Source organism: Pseudoalteromonas sp. MER144-MNA-CIBAN-0113 (assembly GCF_040308965.1).
In the GTDB taxonomy this organism is placed as follows: Bacteria; Pseudomonadota; Gammaproteobacteria; order Enterobacterales; family Alteromonadaceae; genus Pseudoalteromonas; species Pseudoalteromonas tetraodonis.
Genome location: NZ_JBEOOG010000010.1, coordinates 52,705 through 75,431, shown reverse-complemented (window position 1 = coordinate 75,431; position 22,727 = coordinate 52,705). Strand labels below are relative to the sequence as shown.

Sequence of the window (22,727 nt, the reverse complement as noted above, 5' to 3'; positions counted from 1 at the left end):
TCGAATGCACCGGTCTTGAAAACCGGCAGGGGTTTATAGCCCCTCTAGGGTTCAAATCCCTATCTCTCCACCATTATATTAAAGCCCGCTTATTAGCGGGCTTTTTTGCGTCTAATTTTCGCTATACCTAACCTCAAAACCAAGTATATTTAGTTAAAAAATACGACCATAGTCTCTATTTATAAGCTACAGCTCTTAGGGCATGCTAAGAAATAAGATTTATGCTTGTGTATTTAAGGTTCTTACTATGAAACATCAACTTGCTAAAAGCGTCGCACTTTCATTATTATCTCCTGTTATTATCGGCAGTATGCTAGGAATATATTACGCATTGACTATGCGTGGTGACGCGGTGTCTATCTTTTTAGGGCTATTGATGACGGCCATTGCTAATGCCCACATAGTAGGGTTAACGATGGCTGCGTTTGTGGTGCCAGGCTACTTACTTATGTTTAAGTATTCTAAGGTGAATTATTCTGGGGTATTAACTCTTGGCTTACTGGGTGGCGCTATTTTTAGCTATCTGCTTAGTGCGACTACTGGCGAGATATTTTTAATCAATAGTGTGATGTCGGGATTTGCTGCAGGACTGTTTTTATTTGGCTTGCGTAAATCGGTACAAAGCTAATTGCAGAATATTTAATCAAGTGTGTCGTAAAACCATGTAATTTCCTTTTTTTTACCCGCAAAAGGTTTCAATTTTTAGTGACAAAGAGTACCTTTAGCTACTGTATGTTTAATAAGAAGTAGTTTGGTATGCAAAAGCACGATTTTTACCAGTCATTAGTTAAGCAAACTGAATCGCTGATAGGCGGTGAATCAAACATAATTGCCAATATGGCAAATATTAGCGCGCTGTTATTTACTTCTTTAGAAGATGTGAATTGGGCGGGCTTTTATTTTATGGATTCACCGACAGAATTGGTACTTGGTCCATTTCAAGGCAATCCAGCTTGTATTCGTATTCCGGTAGGGAAAGGGGTATGTGGCACTGCTGCGGCAACCGAGCAAACCCAGTTAATTTCAGATGTGCATGCGTTTGACGGTCATATAGCCTGTGATGCGGCGTCAAATTCTGAGATAGTTGTACCTATCATGAAAAACGGCCGTGTATTTGCGGTACTTGATATAGATAGCCCAAGTATTGGCCGATTTGATACTGATGACCAAGCAGGGCTTGAAGCACTTGTAAAATGCTTAGAGGCTAGCCTGTAATGAAAGATTTGCTAAATGTTCAAGATTACCTATTCGCCGTTCAAGATGTAGGTGATTGGGAAGGTGAAGAAGAACATGTAGCGGAAACGCTCAATGATTTGATTCACATGGCCTGGGGTCGTCTACCTGATGATTTAGACTGTGATTCAATTGATGAAATTATAAATGGTATTTGGGAACATTTACGTGGTGATATGGCTGTGATTGAAACTGACTTTGAAGAGTTAGTCGATTGGAGCATCCACTATGTTGATTCTGCCCTTGATGAAAAGATGTGATTAAATAGGTTCTAAAATGGAAACCACAAACAAGCTAAAAGATATTAATGAAGTATTGGAGTTCTTATACCAAGAATTTCCACAATGTTTTAAACAAAAAGAAGGCATTCAGCCGCTTAAAGTAGGTATCTTTAAAGATATCGCTGAGCGTATTGAAGGGTCTGAAAAAGTTAGTAAAACACAAGTACGCCAAGCACTTAGAAAATACACATCTAACTGGCGCTATCTTGAAGCGGTTACTAAATCTGAGTTCCGTATTGATCTCGACGGAAATCAAGGCGAGAAAGTTGAGCAAGAGCATATCGACCACGCACAAAAAGCGTTGGAAGAAAGCCGTGCTAAAATGGCAAAGCGCAAAAAGCAGCAACGCCCACGTCAAGACTCAGATGCAAAATCTTTTAAGAAGAAGCCAGCGCATTCAGCTAAAAATCCATCAGCTGCAGCAAAACCTGCCAAAGCCGCTGCGCCTAAGCGTTCAGGAAAAGTTGAACCTTTACCTGCAGGCGAGGTCAAGGTTAATAACAAGGTTAAAGTTAAACTTGGCCAAGCACTTGTTAATGCAGTAATCACTGAAGTAAACAAAGACGATGTTCACGTTGAACTAGTGACAGGTATGCAAGTAAAAACCAAAGCCGACAGCTTATACATTATTTAAGTTGCGAAAAAAATTAAGGAGTTGTGTATGAGTAAAAAGTTTACGCTCATTCCGTTAGTTGCTGCGCTGTTTTCAGGTTCGTTATTTGCTGCAGTAGAACCGGTAACATTAGAAGACTTACCCTTGTTAAAACAAGAAAGTCAGCACGGTACAGCCAGCAAACGAGTGGCTAATCTATTTACTCGTTCACATTACACACCCGTTCGATTTAACGATGAGCTTTCGAGTAAAGTATTTGATCGTTACATCGAATCCCTTGATTTTAATAAAAACGTGTTTTTAAAAAGCGATGTAGACTCATTTGAGCAATATCGTAACCGTTTTGATAACGCGCTTCTTAGCGGTCAGTTAGGGTTTACGTTTGATATTTTCAACTTAAGCCTTAAACGCCGTTTTGAACGTTATGAATTTTCACTGTCGCTACTTGAAAACGAAATGACGTTTGATGAAGAAGATGAATATTTTTATGACCGCGAAGATGCACCGTGGGCAACTACCCAAGCTGAGCTTGATGAAATTTGGCGCGAACGGGTAAAATATGATGCACTGCGTTTAAAAATGACTGGCAAAGATTGGCCAGGCATTAAAGAGGTGTTGACTAAGCGCTATAAAAACGCAGAAAAACGCCTTGTTCAGTCAAAATCTGAAGACGCATTTCAAATTGTAATGAACTCGCTAGCACGCAGTATTGAAGCGCATACTTCATACTTGTCACCTCGTCGTGCTGAACAATTTAAAATGGACATGGACTTAGAGCTTGAGGGGATTGGCGCAGTATTAACGCCTGATGAAGACTACACAGTTATTCGTAGTCTAGTTCCAGGAGGCCCTGCAGACAAATCTGAGCAGATTAAAGCCGATGATCGCATTATTGGTGTGGCTCAAGAGGGCGAAGAGTTTGTTGATGTTATTGGTTGGCGTTTAGATGACGTGGTTGATCTTATAAAAGGTCCTAAAGGCACTAAAGTACGTTTACAATATTTAAAGGGCGCTGATGCTCACGGTACGCCAAAGGTAGTTGAGATTACCCGTGATAAAATTCGTCTGGAAGACCGAGCAGCAAAATCAGAAGTATTTGAAGCCAGCTATTCGGATCTAACCAGTAAGATTGGAGTAATTGAAATCCCTGGTTTTTACAACAACCTTTCTAAAGATGTAAAAGTAGAACTTGCTAAATTAAAAGAGCAAAAAGTTGACGGTATTATTATAGACCTACGTCAAAATGGCGGTGGTTCGCTATATGAAGCGACGCAGCTGTCAGGCTTGTTTTTTGATCAAGGCCCAGTGGTACAAATTCATACATTAAATAATCGCATTGAAGAGCAAAAAGACCGTGATGGCATTACCTACTACGATGGTCCACTGACGGTACTTGTTGATAGATACAGCGCGTCTGCATCTGAAATATTTGCAGCGGCAATGCAAGACTATGGCCGCGCAGTTATTATTGGTGAACAAACCTTTGGTAAAGGCACTGTGCAGCAGCATAAAGGCCTCGCGCGCGCTTATGATTTATACGATAACCCGTTAGGCAGTGTGCAATACACCATTGCTAAGTTTTACCGTATCAACGGCGGCAGTACGCAGCATAAAGGTGTGATCCCAGATATTACGTTCCCATCTGCCATTGACCCAGCTGAGTGGGGCGAAAGCAAACAAGACAATGCATTGCCATGGGATAGCATAGTACAAGCACAGTATAAACAAATAGGGCGTTTAGATCCGGTCATCAGTCATCTTGAAAAACAACATGATGAGCGAATTAAAACAGAGCCTGAATTTAATTATGTGTTTGAAGATATTACCCGTTACAACGAAGAAAAAGATCGTAAAACGATTTCTTTAGTTGAGAAAAAACGTATTAAAGAAAAAGAAGAAAATGAGGCACGTGCATTAGCTCGTACTAACGAGCGTTTAAAACGTTTAGGTAAAGAGCCAGTAGAAAACCTTGACGATGTACCAGAGGTGATTGAAAAGCTCGACCCATTCCTTGAAGAAGCGGCACTAATAACGCAAGATTATATTAGATACGGTCGTATGGCTAAGCGCTAATTAAGGCTTTGCTCGTTAAAAAAAAGGCGCTTAGGCGCCTTTTTTACTATCGATAATTTGCTAAATTGTTATAATCGCGGATTACCAAAAGTTGAGCTAGATCAACACTGCTCAATAAATGCGCGTACGTGCTAATAAAAATAATCAACATGCATCGAATGTGTGTAGGAGTCTATATTTTGAAGCCCATTGAAGAAAAACCACTTAAAAGTGCCACACTTTTTGATGCACTCATTCCAATTGCTGTATTAATTTGTTTGTTAGGTGCCGCCGTGTACTTATTTGGCGATGATTCATCATCAGGACCGAATCAAATTGCATTACTGTTTGCAACTTTTGCTGCAGCACTGATTGGTTTAAAAAATGGCTACACATGGAAAAAATTAGAAGATGCAATGATTGAGGGAATTACCTTATCTCTTAGCGCTATTTTAATTTTACTCATGGTGGGGGCACTTATCGGAACATGGTTATTATCAGGAACGGTTCCGACCTTAATTTATTACGGCTTACAAATTATCAACCCTAGCTGGTTTTACGCTGCGAGTTGTTTAATTTGTGGCATTGTAGCAATGAGTATTGGTAGTTCGTGGACCACGGCAGCGACCATAGGTGTCGCGTTACTTGGCGTTGCTTCTGGACTTGGCCTAGAGCCGACAGTTACCGCTGGTGCAGTTATATCAGGCGCTTACTTTGGCGACAAGCTTAGCCCATTGTCAGAAACAACCAATTTAGCACCGGCTGTTGCTGGTGCTGATTTATTTGAACACATTCACCATATGTTATGGACAACTGTTCCAAGCTTTGTGATTGCATTAATCATTTTTGTATTTATGGGCTTCAATGCCACCGCGGCAGGCGAGTCGGGTCAAATTGATGAAATAACATCAATTCTTCAACAAAACTTTAATATTGGTTTAGAAATGTTGGTGCCTTTAATCGTGTTACTAGTTTTAGCAATAAGAAAAATGCCAGCGTTTCCGGCTATTTCTATTGGTGCTGTAATAGGGGCTGTATGGGCATTGTTATTTCAATCTGATTTAATTGCTAACCAAATAGATATGACTCAAGGTGAGTTTGTTGGTTACTTTAAACTGGTTTGGACCACTTTTTTTGACGGTTTTACTATTAGTACCGGTGATGAAAAAATGGACTCTTTGCTCAGTGGCGGTGGCATGTCAGGCATGCTAACCACGACATGGTTGATCATGACGGCACTTATGTTTGGTGCGATTATGGAAAAAACGGGTCTACTTGATATATTTGTTAAAAGTATTCTTAAAATCGCAAAAAGTACCGGTTCATTAATTGCTTCAACTATTGCTACCTGTATTGGTACCAATATTATCGCAGCCGATCAGTATATTGCTATTGTTGTACCCGGGCGTATGTTTAAAGAAGAATATAAAAAGCGCGGGTTAAAGCCGGTTAATTTGTCACGCACACTAGAAGATGGTGGCACAATTACCAGCCCGCTCATACCATGGAATACCTGTGGTGCGTATATGCAAAGTGTCCTATTAATCAATCCGTTTGATTATGCACTTTATGCATTTTTCAACCTTATAAATCCTTTCTTAGCCGTTATTTATGCTTACTTAGGTATTAAGATACTGCGTATCAAGCCTAAGCAAACGGCTTAATTTAAGTAGCTCCTTTTATCACTAAAAGGGGCTATTTTTTTGGAGTGATCATGACTGAACTACAAAAACCTCAAGCAGAATATTTAAAAGACTATAAAGCCCCCGATTTTTCAATCGAGCATACTGAGCTGACTTTCGACTTACAGCCATTAACGACTCAAGTAAATGCTTTATTAACGCTTAAACGCGTGGGTGATTCAAATGCCCCCCTGGTATTAGATGGCATTGACTTAACCCTGCTCTCTTTATCGATTGACGGTGCAGAGCTCACAGATTATAAAATTATAAATCAGCAATTAATCATTAATAATCTGCCTGATGAATGTCAGTTAAGCATAGTGACGCAAACTTCACCGCAAACAAACACATCACTTGAGGGGTTGTACTTATCGGGAGGCGCTTATTGTACTCAATGTGAAGCGCAAGGGTTTAGAAAAATAACCTACTACATGGATCGTCCTGATGTACTTTCAACTTTTGATGTCACTATTATTGCCGATACGGCATTTCCGCATTTGCTCTCTAATGGTAACCAAGTGGACAGTGGTGAAACGCAAGATGGACGCCATTTTGTAAAATGGCAAGATCCGTTCAAAAAGCCGAGTTATTTGTTTGCTCTAGTGGCAGGAGACTTTGATGTTTTACACGATAAATACACTACCCGCAGTGGTAAGGATGTCACCCTAGCGTTATTTGTCGATAAAGGAAACTTACCTAAAACAGAGCATGCTATGACGTCGCTTAAAAAAGCGATGGCTTGGGATGAGTCACGTTTTAATTTAGAGTATGACCTTGATATTTATATGATTGTTGCCGTTGATTTTTTCAATATGGGAGCAATGGAAAATAAAGGGTTAAACATTTTCAACAGCAAATGTGTGCTGGCAAATCAAGAAACGGCAACTGATAAAGATTACCACACCATTGAGTCTATTGTTGGCCACGAGTACTTTCATAACTGGACCGGAAATCGTGTAACTTGTCGTGATTGGTTTCAGCTGTCTTTAAAAGAAGGTTTAACGGTATTTAGAGATCAAGAGTTTAGCAGTGATTTAGGCTCTCGTGCGCTAAATAGAATTGACGCGGTAAAAGTGATGCGCACTCATCAATTTAGCGAAGATGCCGGCCCAATGGCACACCCAATACGCCCAGAAAAAGTCATCGAAATGAATAACTTTTACACCGTTACAGTGTATGACAAAGGGGCTGAAGTTATTCGTATGATGCATACATTGTTGGGTGAGGAAAATTTTCAAAAAGGCATGACACTGTATTTTCAGCGTCATGATGGCCAAGCGGTTACCTGCGATGATTTTGTTGCGGCAATGAGTGATGCATCATCAATTGATTTATCACAATTTAAGCGTTGGTATAATCAGTGTGGGACACCACGTTTAAACGTTACCAAAGCGTATGATGATAGTGCACAAATCTTCACGCTCACTATAGAGCAACTTGCGCCCCTGAATCAGCCTGATAATGCGATGTTACATATTCCTTTTGCGATTGAACTTTTAGATCAGCAAGGCCAAAGTATTGCATTGCAATACCAAGGTAAAAAGGTTGATAGTGTATTAAATGTTATTCAAGCTAAACAAACATTTCATTTTGATAATATTGAACACAGTCCAACCGCCGTATTGCTAGAAGATTTTTCAGCACCGTGTATTTTGAATCAACAGATCACTGAAGCTGATTTATTACATATTATGCGTTTTGCACGCAGTGACTTTTCACGCTGGGATGCACAACAACAATTGTTTATTGATGCACTCAAGGCAAACGTTATTTCAGCTAGTAATGCACCACTAAGCGATGCCGTTATTGATGCACTTAGGGTGCTAATATCGCAACGAGAGGGTGATTTAGCGCTGATTGCTGAACTCTTAAAACTGCCTAGTTTTGATACTTTAGCTGCGGAGTTTGACGTTATTCCGGTTGATGACATTATTGCCAATATTGAGCTATTCGAACAACAAATTGCCAAACAACTACATACTGAGTTTTTAAGTTGTTATCAGGCAATCACCGATGATGGTAGTGTGAGTGCCAAAGCGGTGGCTATTCGCGCTTTAAAACAACTTTGCTTGCACTATTTAGCAAAAACAGACAGTGCTAAGGCGGCAAGCTTAATTGAGCAGGCAGCAGCATCAACAAATATGACTAATGTGCTTGGCGCTTTGAGCAGTGTAGTTAAAGCTGCGCACCCATTATCAAATCAATTACTTGCGCATTTTGACAGCCAATGGCGCCATGATGTGCTAGTAATGGATAAATGGTTTGCTTTACAAGCAATGAACAGCGCTGATGATGCCATTGAGAAAATTAAGGCCTTGTATACACATCCATGTTTTGATTTTTCAAATCCGAATCGAGTTCGTGCATTAGTGGGGAGTTTTTCGCACTTTAATACCGCACAATTTCATCGCTTAGATGGTCAAGGTTATACATTACTTGGCGATTTATTAATTAAGCTTAATGCGATTAACCCGCAAAATGCATCACGTATGTTAACGCCGTTTATGTCATGGCGCCGCTATGATGAAACCCGTGCCAGTGCAATGAAAGCGCAATTAGAGCGCCTTTCGAATTTAGAAGGTTTAAGCGATGATTTATTTGAAAAGGTTGAAAAAGCTTTACAATAAATCATGATAGAACATTATTTTTATATAAATTTGAGCTATAACGAGTGCATGGATTATTACCATGGCCGGTATAGCTCAATTCAAGTAACAGCTGATAGCGGCAAAACAATTCGTTTTGCTGCGCATTATCTTCGGCCCTTCATGTCTAGTTTAGGTATTCGTGGTCGGTTTAGACTTATTTTAAGTAATGAAAACAAGTTCATCCGTCTCGAACGAGTAGCCTAGCTGTTGTTTTTTGTGATATAGATATACACAAATATTGCCTTTTTGTTAATTTCGATTTGTTCTATTGTTAATTTACGTGTATAAATTATCTGGTATGACGTCTTACCAATACGTAAACGTTAAACAAATAAAAAACTTATAACTGATTGAAGGCGACCATTTGTAATTTGTTTAATTCGCTTCTATCGTTACGATTACACTAAAAACAATAACTTGATCACACAAAAAATACCCGCGACAGGGGGGAACCAAAATGATAAGAAGATCGCTTTTTGTTAAAAATAAAATAGTACTCGGCTTAACAGCTGCGGCTATCGGTTTATCAGCAGCACAGACACAGGCTGCAACATTTGAGGTAGGCGGTTTTGATATCGCTTTCGACTCTACTTTTTCTTATGGGCAAAGTATTCGCGTAGAAGACCGTGACTTTAACCTCATTGGTAAAAGTAATAACCCATCATTTGATTGGACAGGTTATAACCCAGCAATCAATACAATTTATTCATCTCAAGATGTCTGGGCTCAACCGGGCTCTTACTCAAATAATGGTGATGCAGGCGATTTAAACTTTGATAGCGGCGAAACTTTTTCAAAGCTATTAAAAGGCACGCATGATCTATCAATAAGTAAAGATAACTACGGCTTATTTACTCGTTTTATGTACTTTTATGATTTTGAATTAATGGACGGCGATCGTGCCTACGTTAATCCAACATCAGGTCAGGGTGTAGATCCGTGTGATGATGATGATACTAAAGAGCAAAGCTGTGCTGACATTCGTTTACTTGATGCGTATGTGTGGGCAAACTTTGATTTAAATGAAGGCAAAAACCCGCTTTCTATTCGAGTTGGTCAACAAGTGGTTAACTGGGGGGAAAGTACATTAATCTCTCATGGTATTAACGTAAACCCGGTTGATATTGACCGATTAAAAGCACCAGGTGCTGAACTAAAAGAAGCGTTTATTCCGGTTGGTATGTTGTGGGCCTCATTAGGGCTTACAGAAAACATGACCTTAGAGGGCTTTTATCAATACCAATGGCATGAAACACGTTTACCAGCAGCAGGGACTTATTTTTCTACCAATGATTTTGCGGCTGAAAACGGTTATCAACAAAATGTACAGCTTGGTTTTACCTCAAATCCTGATATTGACTTAGCGTTTTTAACAGATAACTTGAATAACCTGATGGCAACTTATGGCCAAGTGGCTGCAAGCCAAGGTATTGACCCATCAAGCTCAGCTGGCCAAGAGCTATTGGCAAATATGTACTTAGCGTACCCGACCAAGGTCGCGCTAAAAGGCAAAGGCTACGATGGCAAAACAGAGCCAGATGATGGCGGCCAATATGGTTTACGCTTAGGCATGTTCTTACCCGAGTGGAACGATACAGAAGTGGCACTTTACCATGTAAATTACCATAGCCGTCGTCCACTTATTTCAGGTCGCGTATCTAATTTCACGCAAGCATCAATACAACAAGATTTAGCGATGATTGCCACCACAGAAATTACCTCTGATAACGTATCTGATTTAAAAGCATTTGCTAAAGCGACAAACGAATACCCTGAAGATATTAAACTTTACGGTTTAAGCTTTAACACTTCACTTGGTGAAACAGCGTTTGCTGGTGAGTTTACTTTTCGTGAAGACGAACCATTACAAATCGATGACGTAGAATTACTTTATGCAGCTATGCCTGAGCAATTAGCGATTGCCGGCTTACGCCCTGAATTTGCGGGTATTTCGCAAATGAGTAAAGGTGATGCTGCAAGTGTTGTAGGTCCAGGCGAGCTGGCTAAAGGTTACATTGAACGTAATACTTCACAGCTACAGTTTACGGCAACGCATTTATTCGGCCCTTCATTAGGTGCTGATAGCTGGGCAGTTGTCGGTGAAATTGGTGGTGTTCGCATCAACAATATGCCTGAATACGATGAAATGCGCTTGAATGTGTCTGGTACTGGTCGAAGCGGTATCATGCAAGGCCCTGGTAGTTCAGATTACTCTTCACTACATATGGCATTATCTAATGGACCTGAGCAAAAATCGTTTGCTACGGCGTCGTCTTGGGGTTATCGCTTAATTGCCAAAGGTGATTACTTTAATATTTACAATGGTATTAACTTCTCACCTCGTTTTGTGTTCTCGCATGATGTAAATGGTAACACGCCAGATCCAATGTTCTTATTCATTGAAGATCGTAAGTCATTAGGTGCAACTATGAGCTTTAATTACCAAAATGCATGGTCTTTGGATGTAAGTTACAACTCATTTTGGGGTGGTGGCGACACCAACACTTTCTCTGACCGAGATTACATTTCTTTTAACTTAAAATATTCTATCTAGGGGTAACATTATTATGATTAAAAAACCTACCCTCCTTGCTACAGCGTTTTGTAGTTTGTTTGCAAGCCACGCAGCGCTGGCTAAAATTAGCCCAGAAGAGGCTGCGCGCCTTGGTAAAGACTTAAGCCCAATTGGTGCGGAAAAAGCAGCGAATGCTGATGGCTCAATCCCAGCATGGAATGGCGGTATTACTGCTGCTCCAGCAGGTTATGAACCGGGTATGCACCACTTAGACCCTTATGCAACCGATAAAGTATTGTTTACTATAGATAAAAGCAATATTGATAAGTACAAAGAAAATTTAAGCCCTGGGCAAATAGCATTATTTGAAGCGTACCCAGATACGTTTAAAATGCCTATTTACAAAACACGTCGTTCAGCATCATACCCACAGTTTGTATACGATGCGACAAAGAAATTTGCTACTACAGCTGAATTAGTTGAAGGCGGTAACGGCATTAAGAACACAGCAATTGGTATTCCATTTCCAATTCCTAAAACGGGTTTAGAAGCAATTTGGAACCATTTACTTCGCTATCGTGGTCAATCAATTGAGCGCTTTGGTGGTCAAGCAGCGCCAACGGCATCGGGGTCGTACAACTATGTTGGCTTTGATGAGCAACTATTAGTTAAATATTCTGATCCAAGTGCAACGCCTGCTGAGCTGCAAGACTCTAATATTTTGTTTAAGTTTAAACAGCAAGTGACAGAGCCAGCACGTTTGGCAGGTACGGCATTGTTAGTACATGAAACCATGGATCAAATATTAACACCACGTCAAGCGTGGACGTATAATTCAGGTCAGCGTCGTGTTCGTCGTGCACCTAATGTAGCGTATGATGCTCCGGGTACAGCAGCAGATAGCTTACGTACTACCGATGATTTTGACATGTTTAACGGCTCACCAAATCGTTATAACTGGACGCTAAAAGGCAAGCAAGAGCTTTACATCCCATACAATAGCTACAAGCTTCATAGTGATAAGCTAACCTATGATGATATTTTAAAGCCGGGCCACATCAACCCAGAGCATACACGTTATGAAAAACACCGTGTGTGGGTTGTTGAAGCAAACTTAAAAGATGACACGCGCCATATTTATAAAAAACGTGTGTTCTACATTGATGAAGACAGCTGGCAAGTACATGTTACCGATATTTACGATAATCGCGACCAACTGTATCGTGTAGCAATGGCTTATGGCCTTAACTACTACGAAGTACCGACTCAGTGGAGTACGCTTGAGGTTTACCACGACCTTAACTCACGTCGCTACTTAGCCATTGGTTTAGATAACCAAGAAAAGATGTATGATTTTTCTCAGTCATTTAATGATAATGAGTTCACATCGAGCGCTTTACGTCGCGCTGGCAGATAGTATAAAAGCAGGCACCTAGTTTCCTAGGTGCTTTTTTCTTTCACATCGCGTTTGTCTATTAACGCACAGGTTTTCCTCTTTATAACAGACAAACAAATCCTCAGTTCAAGGCGAATTTAATTTATGAAGTATTTGGTCTATGCCAGCCTGATTCTAAGCGGTGCGAGTTTTGCACAAGACGCACCTTTAAGTGCGATTAGCGCGATTAATGCAGATAAAACACTCCTTACCGATATCACACAAACCTCAGCAGGGCTCATTGCTGTGGGTAAGCACGGTACGGTCATTAAAAGTGTTGATGGTAACAATTGGCAACAAGCACAATCAGTGCCTACACAAGTATTACTAACAGCGGTTGAATTTACTAATGATTCTAATGGCTGGGCATGTGGACATGACGCCACAATTATAAATACCACCGACGGTGGTGAGAACTGGCAGTTACAACAAGCAAAGCTCTCACTTGATAAACCCTGTTTAGATATTTATTTTAAAGACGATTTACATGGTTATGCCGTGGGCGCCTACGGTATGTTTTATCAAACCAGTGATGGCGGCGAACATTGGCAAAAACGCTTTTTAGATTCACTGTTATTTAGTGAAGATAGAGCGTACTTAAACGATTTAAAACAAACCGATCCTGAGGGTTACGAAATAGAAACCTCGTCTATATTACCTCACTTTAATCGCATTGAACCGACTAGTTCGGGTTTAATGCTAGTGGGAGAGATGGGCTTAATGGCAAAAAGTGATGACGATGGCCAAACTTGGCAACGTTTAGATGAAATTTACCCTGGCTCGTTTTTTGGTTTTGCTTCTGATTCATCGCAACAAATCGTCGCAGGGCTACGCGGTAATATTTTCGTAAATAAAACCGACAGTGGACAATGGCAGCATTTAGAAAATGACAAAACCGCCACTATTAATAGCATTATCAACTACAACAATAAACAATGGCTATTACTGGCTAATAGCGGTGTTATTTTTCATCTAAAAGATGATGAGTTGTCATACGAGCAATTGGCCGATGGTAAGGCAATACTTGATGGTGTAATTGTTAAAGATAGACTTATTCTGGCGACAGAAAATGGCATTAAAGTGAAGGAGTTGACCCCTTAATGCAAGCAATTTTAGATTTCTTAGAAAAAGCGATTTTTAGACACCGCTTAGTGGTGCTCATAAGTTTTGTGTTGATCACCTGTTTATTGGTTTTTAAAGCAACACAGATTCAACTTGATGCGTCATTTAATAAAAATATCCCGCTCAATCATGAATACATGAAGGTATACACTAAACATGAGAAACAGTTTGGTGGCGCTAATAGTATTTTAATTTCAGTATGTGATGACAGTGGTGATATTTTTAACCCTGAATTTTTTACTCAATTAAAAGCTGTGCATGACCAACTTTACTTTATTCCAGGAGTAAATCGTCCCTTAGTAAATTCAATTTTTTCACCTAGTGCTCGCTTTGTTGAAGTCGTTGAAGATGGCTTTGCTGGCGGGCCTATTATACCAGCCAACTTTAAAGCCGATAAGCAAGGCTTAGGAATTGTTAAAGAGAACATTGAAAAGGCCAAAGTAGTGGGTCGTATGATAGCAAGCGATTATTCGTGTGCCATGGTCACCGCCCAACTGTTAGAGACTGATCCGCAAACACAAGAAAAATTAGACACTCTCGCTTTTGCAAAAAAATTAGAAAGCGAAATTCGTGAGCCTCTAAGTACCGAAAAGATCAGTATTCATATTATTGGTTTTGCAAAAATGGCCGGCGATATAGCCGAGGGCGCAAAAGGGGTTGTATTATTTTTTGCCATTGCAATTGCGTTTACTTTTGTCATGGTATGGCTATTTTGTGGCAGCTTAAAACTTACTATCTTACCGATTGTGTGTTCAATTATTGCGGTAATTTGGCAGTTAGGATTGCTTTCTAGCTTAGGCTTCGGTCTTGATCCTATGTCTATCTTAGTGCCATTTTTAGTGTTCGCTATTGGCGTAAGCCACGGTGTGCAGATGATTAATGCCATTGGTAAAAAGGTTGCTGAAGGTAAGTCTACAGCAATATGTTGCCAATCAAGCTTTAGGGCTTTACTTGTGCCTGGCGGGATTGCGTTGTTATCTGATACGGTTGGCTTTTTAACCCTATTAACCATTGATATCGGTATTATTCGTGAACTTGCTATTACTGCGAGTTTAGGTGTGGCAGTGATTATATTTACTAATCTGATTTTGTTGCCAGTGTGGGCGTCGTATATGCGCTTTGAAAACAGCATCCATATTCAATCAGGTGATGCTAATAAACCGAACATACTCGATGCAATGCGCGATTTGTTGGTTAAAGCAACCGACCCAAAAACAGCAAAAATCATTATTGGTTTCACTCTGGTTTTATTTGCACTGGGCTATTGGCAAGCAGACAAAATGCGTATTGGTGATTTACATGCTGGGGCACCATCATTGCACCAAGATGCACGTTATAACCAAGATACCTTTTTAATATCGGACAAATACACCATTTCGTCTGATATTTTAAAAGTGATTGTGGAAGCATACCCTGCGGCCTGTACAGAGCACGATGTAATGGAACGTATATCGCGTTTTCAATATAAAGTTGAAAACTTAGCGGGCGTGCAGTCAGCGGTGAGCCTGAGCTCAGTGGCACAATCAGTCAATGCCGGTTACAACGAGGGCAATTTAAAGTGGCAAAGTTTGCCGCGCAATTCTGCCAGCTTAGTGCAATCAACGTCACGTGTAGAAACCAGTACAGGGTTATTAAACGGTGATTGTTCGGTAATGCCGGTGATTATATTTTTAGACGATCACAAAGCACAAACAATTGATAACGTGATTGCAAAAGTAAAACAATTTGCCGATGAAGAGGGCACAGATAAACTTGCCTTTAAATTGGCATCAGGGCCAGTTGGTGTTATGGCGGCAACAAATGAGTCTGTTTCAGCAGCGCAAATACCCATGATGCTCTATGTTTACGGTGCGGTTATTATTTTATGCTTACTTAGTTTTAAGAGTGTAAAAGCAACAATTGCGGTGGTATTACCCTTGTACATAGTATCAACCCTTGCACAAGCATTGATGGTACAGCTTGAGATTGGTCTGACTGTTTCAACGTTACCAGTGATTGCTCTGGGTGTAGGTATTGGTGTTGATTACGGTATTTATATTTTGTCATCGATGATGGGGCAGTTAAAACAAAACGTACCATTGAGTATTGCTTATCGTAATGCATTAGTTGAACGTGGTAGTGCGGTGTTATTTACCGGTATTACATTAGCGATTGGTGTAAGTACGTGGATTTTTTCTGATTTGAAGTTCCAAGTTGATATGGGAATTCTGCTTACCTTCATGTTTTTAGTAAATATGTTGGGCGCAGTGTTACTTTTACCTGCAATTGGCAGCTTGCTCTGGACTGACCAGAAAAAATAAGGTGAATAAATTTGCTCCAAAATGGCCAGTAATGGCCATTTATATCTATATTTTGTGAATAGATGACCAAATAGCTGAAATGCTTAAAATGTTTTCATCGAAAAGGCTGTTTATTAGTTTCAAAAGGGTTAGAATTTAACTGACTCCACGCTAATAAATGGCTGTACAAATACTCTGCTAAACTAGCAGTGATAGATTAAGGAACATACAATGACACGAAATGAAGGCCAAGCCTCGGTTATTTTAGATAACGTCTGTAAGCTTATCCAGAAAAAAGTTCGCGCTGATAATGTGTTACTCGTTGAGAAATTCGCCAAAGCCTTGTACAGCAATATGTCTAAAGAGGATTTGGCAAATCGCAACGACAGTGACTTATATGGTGCTGCACTTAGCCTTTGGAATTCGCTAGAAAAAAATACATCAGATGACGCAGTTATTCGCGTTTTCAACCCTGAAGTGGCAAAAGATGGCTGGCAGTCATCGCATACCATTGTAGAGATCATTGCTAAAGATATGCCATTTTTAGTTGACTCTGTGCGTATGGCCATGACACGAGAAAACATTGCCTCTCACTTACTTCTACATAGCCCACTGAAAATTCAACGGGATAAAAACGATAAAATATCAGGGTTATCAAGCTTAAAAGCAGAGCAAGAATCAACATCAACAAAAACAGTATTCTTCATAGAAATTGACCGTCAAACAGATGCTACTGTTATTGAGTCTTTCAAAAAAGAACTTGAATCTGTACTCGTTGATGTATCGGTTGCGGTTGAAGATTGGCAGCCTATTCGCGAAAAACTAATCGCAGTTAGCAAAAGCTTACCTAAAAGCCACAAAGATAAAAATGATAACGAAATAAATGAAACCGTTGAGTTCTTAGATTGGCTAGTAAAAGACAACTTTACATTAATGGGTTACCGCCAATATGAGCTTTCGCCAGTCCAAGGTGATTATCAATTAAAAGGTAAAATGGATACCAGCTTAGGGTTAATGAAAAACTCAGATGCTGAGCATACACGTTTGCTTTCTGAGTTACCTGAAGTGGCTCGTCAAGAAGCACGTAGTAGTAACTTATTAATTTTAACAAAAACCAATTCATTATCTCGAGTTCATCGCCCAGCCTATATTGATTATGTGGGTGTTAAGCGTTTTGATGACAAAGGTAATGTGATTGGTGAAGACCGTTTTATAGGTTTATTCTCATCTAACTTTTATAACAACAGCGCTGCTGATGTCCCGGTTCTTAAAAGCAAGATTAATCGCATTATGGATATGTGTGATTTTGCTAAGGGTACACATGCATACAAAGCGGTATTAAACATCTTAGAAACCTACCCACGTGACGAATTAGTGCAAGCTCGCGAACATGAGCTACTTGAAGTTGCTATGGGCGTGTTACAAATTCAAGAACGCGACATGTGTCGTTTATTTGTTCGCAAAGATGCATACGGTCGCTTCCTATCTTGTATGGTGTATGTACCACGTGAACGTTATAACACGGCGCTGCGCCGCGAAACGCAGGCTATTTTAGCGAATGCATTTAATTCTGACGTTAAAGTCGAATTTACTACCTATTTCTCAGAGTCAACACTGGCGCGTACTCATTACACCGTTCGTGTGACCGATAACAATATTGAATATAACGTGAAAGACATAGAAAATAATCTAATTGAAGCCGCTCGTACCTGGGAAGATAAACTCCAATCAGCCTTACTAGAATCTGCTGGTGAAGCACGTGGTAACGAATTAAACCGTAAATACTGCAACGCTTTTGCACGTTCATACAAAGAAGAAGTACTTCCAAGTGCCGCTGTTGTTGATATTGAAAAGCTAGAAATGCTAAACGATGACAACAAACTTGAGATGTTGTTTTATCGTCCACAAGAAGAGGCGAGCAGCAATATTGTTCGTTTAAGCTTATTCCACAAAGATGAGCCAATTCACTTATCAGATGTGATGCCAATGCTGGAAAACTTTGGTTTACGTGTTGTAGGTGAAACACCTTACTCAGTTAAAACCAGTGATGGTGGCATTAATTGGATCATGGACTTCTCAATGCTGATTGATAGCAAAGGGATGGCCGATTTTGATAAAATTTCCGCACGTTTTCGTGCCGCACTAACCAGTGTGTGGGCAAATCGTTTAGAAAACGATGGTTTTAACCGTTTAGTGTTAATGGGTGGGTTAACCGGTCGCGAAGCATCAATTTTACGTGCGTACGCTAAATACATGCGCCAAATTGGGGTAACTTTCTCGCAAACGTACATCGAAAGTACCTTTGCTAATTACCCACACATCGCGGCTAAAATCGTTAATTTATTTGCTAAAAAATTCTCAGTTAAAAGTCCTGCAAGTGCTAAAACACTTGAAAAACTAGGCTTAGAAATTTATGCAGAGTTAGAAAACGTAGCGAATCTTGATGATGACCGTATTATCCGTTTATACGTTGATATGATTGTTGCAACGCTGCGTACAAACTACTTCCAAAAAGATGGTGAAGGTAAGTTTAAGTCATATATTTCACTTAAAATTCAACCAAGTTTAATTCCAGAAGTACCACTGCCTGTTCCTGCGTTTGAGATTTTCGTTTACTCGCCGCGTGTTGAAGGTGTGCATTTACGCTTTGGTAAAGTTGCGCGTGGTGGCCTACGTTGGTCAGACCGTCGTGAAGACTTCCGTACTGAAGTTTTGGGCTTGGTAAAAGCGCAGCAGGTTAAAAACACCGTAATTGTACCGGTTGGTTCAAAAGGTGGCTTTGTATGTAAACAACTGCCTAGTGAGCGCGAAGCGTTTATCAAAGAAGGCCAAGAATGTTACAAAATCTTCATTCGTGGCTTATTAGATATCACAGATAATATTGAGCGCGGCGAAGTTGTACCTGCTGTTGATGTTACTCGTCATGATGAAGATGATGCATACCTAGTGGTTGCAGCGGACAAAGGAACTGCGACTTTCTCTGATATTGCGAACGGTATCGCAATCGAATATAACTTCTGGCTAGGTGATGCGTTTGCATCAGGTGGTTCAGTAGGTTACGACCATAAGAAAATGGGTATTACTGCGCGTGGTGCATGGGAGTCTGTTAAGCGTCATTTCCGTGAAATGGATATTAACTGTCAAACCACAGACTTTACTGCCGTTGCCATTGGTGACATGGCCGGTGATGTATTTGGTAATGGTATGTTGTTATCAAAGCACATTCGTTTGCAAGTGGCGTTTAACCACTTACATATTTTTGTGGATCCAAACCCCGATGCAGCTGCTTCTTACCCAGAGCGCGAGCGTTTATTTAATTTGCCGCGTTCATCATGGGAAGATTACAACAAAGAGTTAATTTCAAGCGGCGGTGGTGTGTTCTCTCGTGCAGCCAAGTCGATTACGCTAAGCCCAGAAATGAAAAAAATGTTGGGCACTAAAAAAGCCAGCATGACGCCTAATGAATTGATCAAAGCCTCACTTATGATGGAGTTTGATTTATTGTGGAATGGCGGTATTGGTACATACATTAAGCACTCTAAAGAAACAGATGCGGATGTAGGGGACCGTGCAAACGATGCACTGCGCATTAATGGTAAAGACCTTGGCGCTAAAGTCTTTGGCGAAGGCGGTAACTTAGGGGCAACCCAGTTAGGTCGTATTGAATTTGCAGCTAAAGGTGGCCGTGTTAATACTGACTTTATCGATAACGTAGGCGGTGTTGCGTGTTCAGATAACGAAGTAAACATTAAAATCTTACTTAATGGTTTAGTTGCCGAAGGTGATTTAACACGTAAGCAACGTGATGAGTTACTTTACTCAATGACCGACGAAGTATCTGAATTAGTGCTTAAAGACTGTTATCGTCAAACACACACTTTATCGATTACCCAATCAAAAGGGACTTCAACGCTTAAAGAAAAAATTCGTTTTATTCATGCGCTTGAAAAAGAGGGCAAGTTAGACCGTACGATTGAGTTTATTCCGACGGATGAGGAGTTAGCAGAGCGTGCTGCCGCAGGCAGAGATTTAACACGTCCTGAGCTTTCAGTGTTGGTCTCTTATGCGAAAATGGTTCTTAAAGAGTCATTAGTAACCGACGAAATTACCGAAAACCCTTACTATCGTCAGTTATTGGTTAAATCATTCCCACGTCCATTACGTGAGAAGTTTAACGATGCTATGAATAATCACCCACTACGCAAAGAGATCATTGCCACTAAGTTAGCAAATAATATTGTTAACGATATGGGCTTAAACTTTATGGTGCGTATGAATGAAGAAACAGGTGCAAACGAAGCTGAGATTGCATTATGTTATTCAATCGCAAGTGAAATATTCCAAATGCGTGACACTTGGTTATCGATTAGTGATTTAGATAACAAGATACCGTCTAACGTACAAACAGAAATGTTGTACCAGTTACGTCGTACTGTTCGTCGTGCAACTCGTTGGTTCTTACGTCATCGTACGAAAGCACAAACCATTAAGCAATCAATTGAAGCATTTGCACCAACGTTTGCCGATTTAAGTGAAAACTTAACTAAATACATCGTGAAAACAGAAAGCGATCGTATAGAAAGTGCACGTGAAGAGCTAACGCAAAGCGGTGTTCCGGTTGAGATTGCTCAGCGTATTGTATCGTTATCAAGCTTGTTCTCTGTAATGGACTTGACACAAATTGCGCAAAACTCTAATCGTAAAATCGATATGGTATCGCACACTTACTTCAAACTTGGTGCGCAAATGGGGCTACATTGGTTCTTAGACCAAATTACTAATCAACCTGTTTCAAACCATTGGCAAGCACTTGCGCGTGCTTCATATCGTGAAGAGTTAGATTGGCAACAACGTACATTATCTGAAGTAGTGTTAAACAGCTTTGAAGGTGATAATAGTGATGTTGATGGCCAAATTGAACAGTGGATGGATAGCCAAGATCTGTTATTACAGCGCTGGAAACAAATGCTAACTGAATTTAAAACATCGCAAAGTCATGACTTTGCAAAATTCTCAGTTGCACTTAGAGAGCTTATGTTACTAGGCCACAATTGTGATACCTCTGCAAAGTAATAAACTGCAACTGATTAAAATTAATCGTTAAACAGTTTTTTGTTATATAATACCTCAGCCTTGTCTGAGGTATTTTTTTGTCTACAACTTTAAGAGGATTATATTCATGTTTTACGATTTAGCTCGCCGTTTTATGTTTACCCGTGATGCGGAGTGGGCCCATGATTTTGCTCTTAATAACTTACGTCGCTTTGCTAATACACCGTTAAGTGCCGCGTGGTCACAAAGCGTGGCAAATAAGCCTGTGAACTTTTTAGGCCTCGAATTTAAAAATCCCGTAGGGCTTGCCGCTGGTCTTGATAAAAATGCCGAGTGTATTGATGCATTCGCCCAAATGGGGTTTGGTTTTGTAGAAGTGGGTACAGTAACACCGCGTCCTCAAGCGGGGAACGATAAGCCACGTATGTTTAGATTGCCACAGTCGAATGCAATTATTAATCGCATGGGCTTTAATAACAAAGGTGTTGATAATTTAGTTAACAATGTTAAAGCAGCTAAATACGATGGTATTTTAGGTATCAATATTGGTAAAAATAAAGATACACCAAATGAGCAGGGCAAAGATGATTACATTCACTGTATGCGTAAAGTGTTTGAGTATGCATCTTACATAACCGTCAATATTTCATCGCCGAATACACCAGGATTGCGTGACTTACAATATGGCGCAGCATTAGATGACCTATTGCAAAGTTTAAAAAATGAGCAGTTAGATTTAATTGCCAAGCATAATAAAAATGTACCTATGCTGGTTAAAATTGCGCCAGACTTAGATCCTATTCAAATTGAACAAGTGAGCGAATCACTATTAACGAATAAAATTGATGGTGTGATTGCCACAAATACCACCCTTGAGCGTAGCCTAGTGCAAGGTCAGCAGTATGCTGATGAAGCAGGAGGGTTATCGGGTGCTCCGGTTAGAGAGCGTTCAACTCATATTGTTTCTGAACTAAAACGTTTAACTAATAATCAATTACCTATCATTGGTGTAGGCGGTATTGATGACGTTCAATCGGCTAAAGAGAAGATGAACGCAGGGGCTGATTTGATTCAAGTTTACACTGGATTTATTTATAAAGGACCACAATTGGTCAAGTCGATCATTAACGACTTATAAGGATCAGTTATGTAAGCTTTTGATCGTTCGATAAATGTTCTAAAAAGACGTTTTAAAAATGGTCAAAAGCAGCTATACTCTAAGCTTATTGTCTTATTTTATTTTTTTAAGTACTAAGTAGGGAGGAGCAAATGTTACAAGCGTCAAAGCAATGGCAGTGGATAGCGTGTGCTGAAAAAAACCGCTTACTGCTTGATTTAAATGACGATATGCAACTATGCACCCCTTATAAACTAAGGCAATTAACAGATTGCACCTTTAAAAACCCTTACTTTAGTTTAGAAGACGCCGCTTTTTATGAGCAGGTATATTATTACCTCGAGCAGTTTAACTTATGGAATCCTGCGCAATTATGTCAAATAGCGCTCAATGCCACCGCGGTTAAGTTTCAATTAAAGCCCGTTTTAGCTAAAAGTTGGTTTTTTAAACCCTACACGGGTACAACACCTAGTACTGAAGCCGTTATCAACTTGAGCTCTGAATCTCAAACTGGCGAGTTTTTAATTGTGGAGCATTGCCCTGATGCTTCTGTGTGTATTAATTTAAGCGAAACCTTTGCGCTTGACGATAATTTATCACTCTCACAGTTTGAAGTGATCCGCGTATTAAACAACCGTGTTCACCCGCTTATTATCTCACAGTACGATAGTCAAACCGCTTAATCTAATTTAGTTTTC

Annotated in this window: 15 protein-coding genes; all 15 read left to right on the top strand. The window is 40.0% G+C overall.

Annotated elements, in window-relative coordinates; genetic code table 11:
- The first annotated feature begins 247 nt into the window (after nucleotides 1-247).
- The 15 genes from AAEY57_RS04420 (at nucleotide 248) to AAEY57_RS04350 (ending at nucleotide 22,712) form a co-directional block, all read left to right on the top strand.
- A complete protein-coding gene (locus AAEY57_RS04420) occupies nucleotides 248-628 on the top strand; it encodes a hypothetical protein (protein WP_008112036.1) in 381 nt (126 codons plus the stop codon).
- A 128-nt stretch (nucleotides 629-756) separates the two neighbouring features.
- Nucleotides 757-1,215, top strand: coding sequence for a free L-methionine (R)-S-oxide reductase MsrC (gene msrC, locus AAEY57_RS04415; protein ID WP_008112037.1), 459 nt, complete (start codon nucleotides 757-759; stop codon nucleotides 1,213-1,215).
- Entirely contained in the window at nucleotides 1,215-1,493 is a 279-nt protein-coding gene (locus tag AAEY57_RS04410; RefSeq protein ID WP_350606597.1) for a hypothetical protein, read from the top strand. The genes msrC and AAEY57_RS04410 overlap by 1 nt, the downstream gene beginning before the upstream one ends.
- A gap of 16 nt (nucleotides 1,494-1,509) precedes the next feature.
- The gene (gene proQ, locus AAEY57_RS04405) at nucleotides 1,510-2,148 is read left to right on the top strand and encodes an RNA chaperone ProQ (protein WP_008112041.1); all 639 of its coding nucleotides are present in this window, start codon (nucleotides 1,510-1,512) and stop codon (nucleotides 2,146-2,148) included.
- Nucleotides 2,149-2,175: 27 nt separating this feature from the next.
- Nucleotides 2,176-4,200 carry a carboxy terminal-processing peptidase gene (gene prc / locus AAEY57_RS04400; RefSeq protein ID WP_350606594.1) on the top strand — a complete coding sequence of 675 codons (2,025 nt, stop codon included), beginning with the start codon at nucleotides 2,176-2,178 and terminating at the stop codon, nucleotides 4,198-4,200.
- A gap of 158 nt (nucleotides 4,201-4,358) precedes the next feature.
- Entirely contained in the window at nucleotides 4,359-5,843 is a 1,485-nt protein-coding gene (gene nhaC / locus AAEY57_RS04395) for a Na+/H+ antiporter NhaC (protein WP_016900378.1), read from the top strand.
- A 50-nt stretch (nucleotides 5,844-5,893) separates the two neighbouring features.
- Nucleotides 5,894-8,488, top strand: coding sequence for an aminopeptidase N (gene pepN, locus AAEY57_RS04390; RefSeq protein ID WP_350606591.1), 2,595 nt, complete (start codon nucleotides 5,894-5,896; stop codon nucleotides 8,486-8,488).
- A 3-nt stretch (nucleotides 8,489-8,491) separates the two neighbouring features.
- Nucleotides 8,492-8,713, top strand: a complete 222-nt coding sequence (locus AAEY57_RS04385) for a DUF2835 family protein (protein ID WP_016900377.1) — start codon at nucleotides 8,492-8,494, stop codon at nucleotides 8,711-8,713.
- Nucleotides 8,714-8,966: 253 nt separating this feature from the next.
- Nucleotides 8,967-11,063, top strand: a complete 2,097-nt coding sequence (locus AAEY57_RS04380) for a DUF1302 domain-containing protein (RefSeq protein WP_013465034.1) — start codon at nucleotides 8,967-8,969, stop codon at nucleotides 11,061-11,063.
- Between the two features lie 13 nt (nucleotides 11,064-11,076).
- The gene (locus AAEY57_RS04375; RefSeq protein ID WP_013465033.1) at nucleotides 11,077-12,441 is read left to right on the top strand and encodes a DUF1329 domain-containing protein; all 1,365 of its coding nucleotides are present in this window, start codon (nucleotides 11,077-11,079) and stop codon (nucleotides 12,439-12,441) included.
- A gap of 123 nt (nucleotides 12,442-12,564) precedes the next feature.
- Entirely contained in the window at nucleotides 12,565-13,560 is a 996-nt protein-coding gene (locus AAEY57_RS04370; protein WP_350314492.1) for a WD40/YVTN/BNR-like repeat-containing protein, read from the top strand.
- Nucleotides 13,560-15,881, top strand: a complete 2,322-nt coding sequence (locus AAEY57_RS04365) for an efflux RND transporter permease subunit (RefSeq protein WP_008112056.1) — start codon at nucleotides 13,560-13,562, stop codon at nucleotides 15,879-15,881. The genes AAEY57_RS04370 and AAEY57_RS04365 overlap by 1 nt, the downstream gene beginning before the upstream one ends.
- Before the next feature lie 210 nt (nucleotides 15,882-16,091).
- Nucleotides 16,092-20,933, top strand: coding sequence for an NAD-glutamate dehydrogenase (locus tag AAEY57_RS04360; protein ID WP_350606586.1), 4,842 nt, complete (start codon nucleotides 16,092-16,094; stop codon nucleotides 20,931-20,933).
- 106 nt (nucleotides 20,934-21,039) lie between these two features.
- The gene (pyrD, locus tag AAEY57_RS04355) at nucleotides 21,040-22,050 is read left to right on the top strand and encodes a quinone-dependent dihydroorotate dehydrogenase (protein WP_024603052.1); all 1,011 of its coding nucleotides are present in this window, start codon (nucleotides 21,040-21,042) and stop codon (nucleotides 22,048-22,050) included.
- Nucleotides 22,051-22,181: 131 nt separating this feature from the next.
- Nucleotides 22,182-22,712: a cell division protein ZapC gene (locus AAEY57_RS04350; RefSeq protein ID WP_013465028.1), complete on the top strand. Its 531-nt coding sequence runs from the start codon at nucleotides 22,182-22,184 to the stop codon at nucleotides 22,710-22,712.
- Nucleotides 22,713-22,727 lie beyond the last annotated feature (15 nt).

What these genes read in the sequence shown, in the direction of transcription:
- AAEY57_RS04420 (WP_008112036.1), top strand. Translation starts at nt 248, where the DNA reads ATGAAACATCAACTTGCTAAAAGCGTCGCACTTTCATTATTATCTCCT.
- msrC (WP_008112037.1), top strand. Translation starts at nt 757, where the DNA reads ATGCAAAAGCACGATTTTTACCAGTCATTAGTTAAGCAAACTGAATCG.
- AAEY57_RS04410 (WP_350606597.1), top strand. Translation starts at nt 1,215, where the DNA reads ATGAAAGATTTGCTAAATGTTCAAGATTACCTATTCGCCGTTCAAGAT.
- proQ (WP_008112041.1), top strand. Translation starts at nt 1,510, where the DNA reads ATGGAAACCACAAACAAGCTAAAAGATATTAATGAAGTATTGGAGTTC.
- prc (WP_350606594.1), top strand. Translation starts at nt 2,176, where the DNA reads ATGAGTAAAAAGTTTACGCTCATTCCGTTAGTTGCTGCGCTGTTTTCA.
- nhaC (WP_016900378.1), top strand. Translation starts at nt 4,359, where the DNA reads ATGTGTGTAGGAGTCTATATTTTGAAGCCCATTGAAGAAAAACCACTT.
- pepN (WP_350606591.1), top strand. Translation starts at nt 5,894, where the DNA reads ATGACTGAACTACAAAAACCTCAAGCAGAATATTTAAAAGACTATAAA.
- AAEY57_RS04385 (WP_016900377.1), top strand. Translation starts at nt 8,492, where the DNA reads ATGATAGAACATTATTTTTATATAAATTTGAGCTATAACGAGTGCATG.
- AAEY57_RS04380 (WP_013465034.1), top strand. Translation starts at nt 8,967, where the DNA reads ATGATAAGAAGATCGCTTTTTGTTAAAAATAAAATAGTACTCGGCTTA.
- AAEY57_RS04375 (WP_013465033.1), top strand. Translation starts at nt 11,077, where the DNA reads ATGATTAAAAAACCTACCCTCCTTGCTACAGCGTTTTGTAGTTTGTTT.
- AAEY57_RS04370 (WP_350314492.1), top strand. Translation starts at nt 12,565, where the DNA reads ATGAAGTATTTGGTCTATGCCAGCCTGATTCTAAGCGGTGCGAGTTTT.
- AAEY57_RS04365 (WP_008112056.1), top strand. Translation starts at nt 13,560, where the DNA reads ATGCAAGCAATTTTAGATTTCTTAGAAAAAGCGATTTTTAGACACCGC.
- AAEY57_RS04360 (WP_350606586.1), top strand. Translation starts at nt 16,092, where the DNA reads ATGACACGAAATGAAGGCCAAGCCTCGGTTATTTTAGATAACGTCTGT.
- pyrD (WP_024603052.1), top strand. Translation starts at nt 21,040, where the DNA reads ATGTTTTACGATTTAGCTCGCCGTTTTATGTTTACCCGTGATGCGGAG.
- AAEY57_RS04350 (WP_013465028.1), top strand. Translation starts at nt 22,182, where the DNA reads ATGTTACAAGCGTCAAAGCAATGGCAGTGGATAGCGTGTGCTGAAAAA.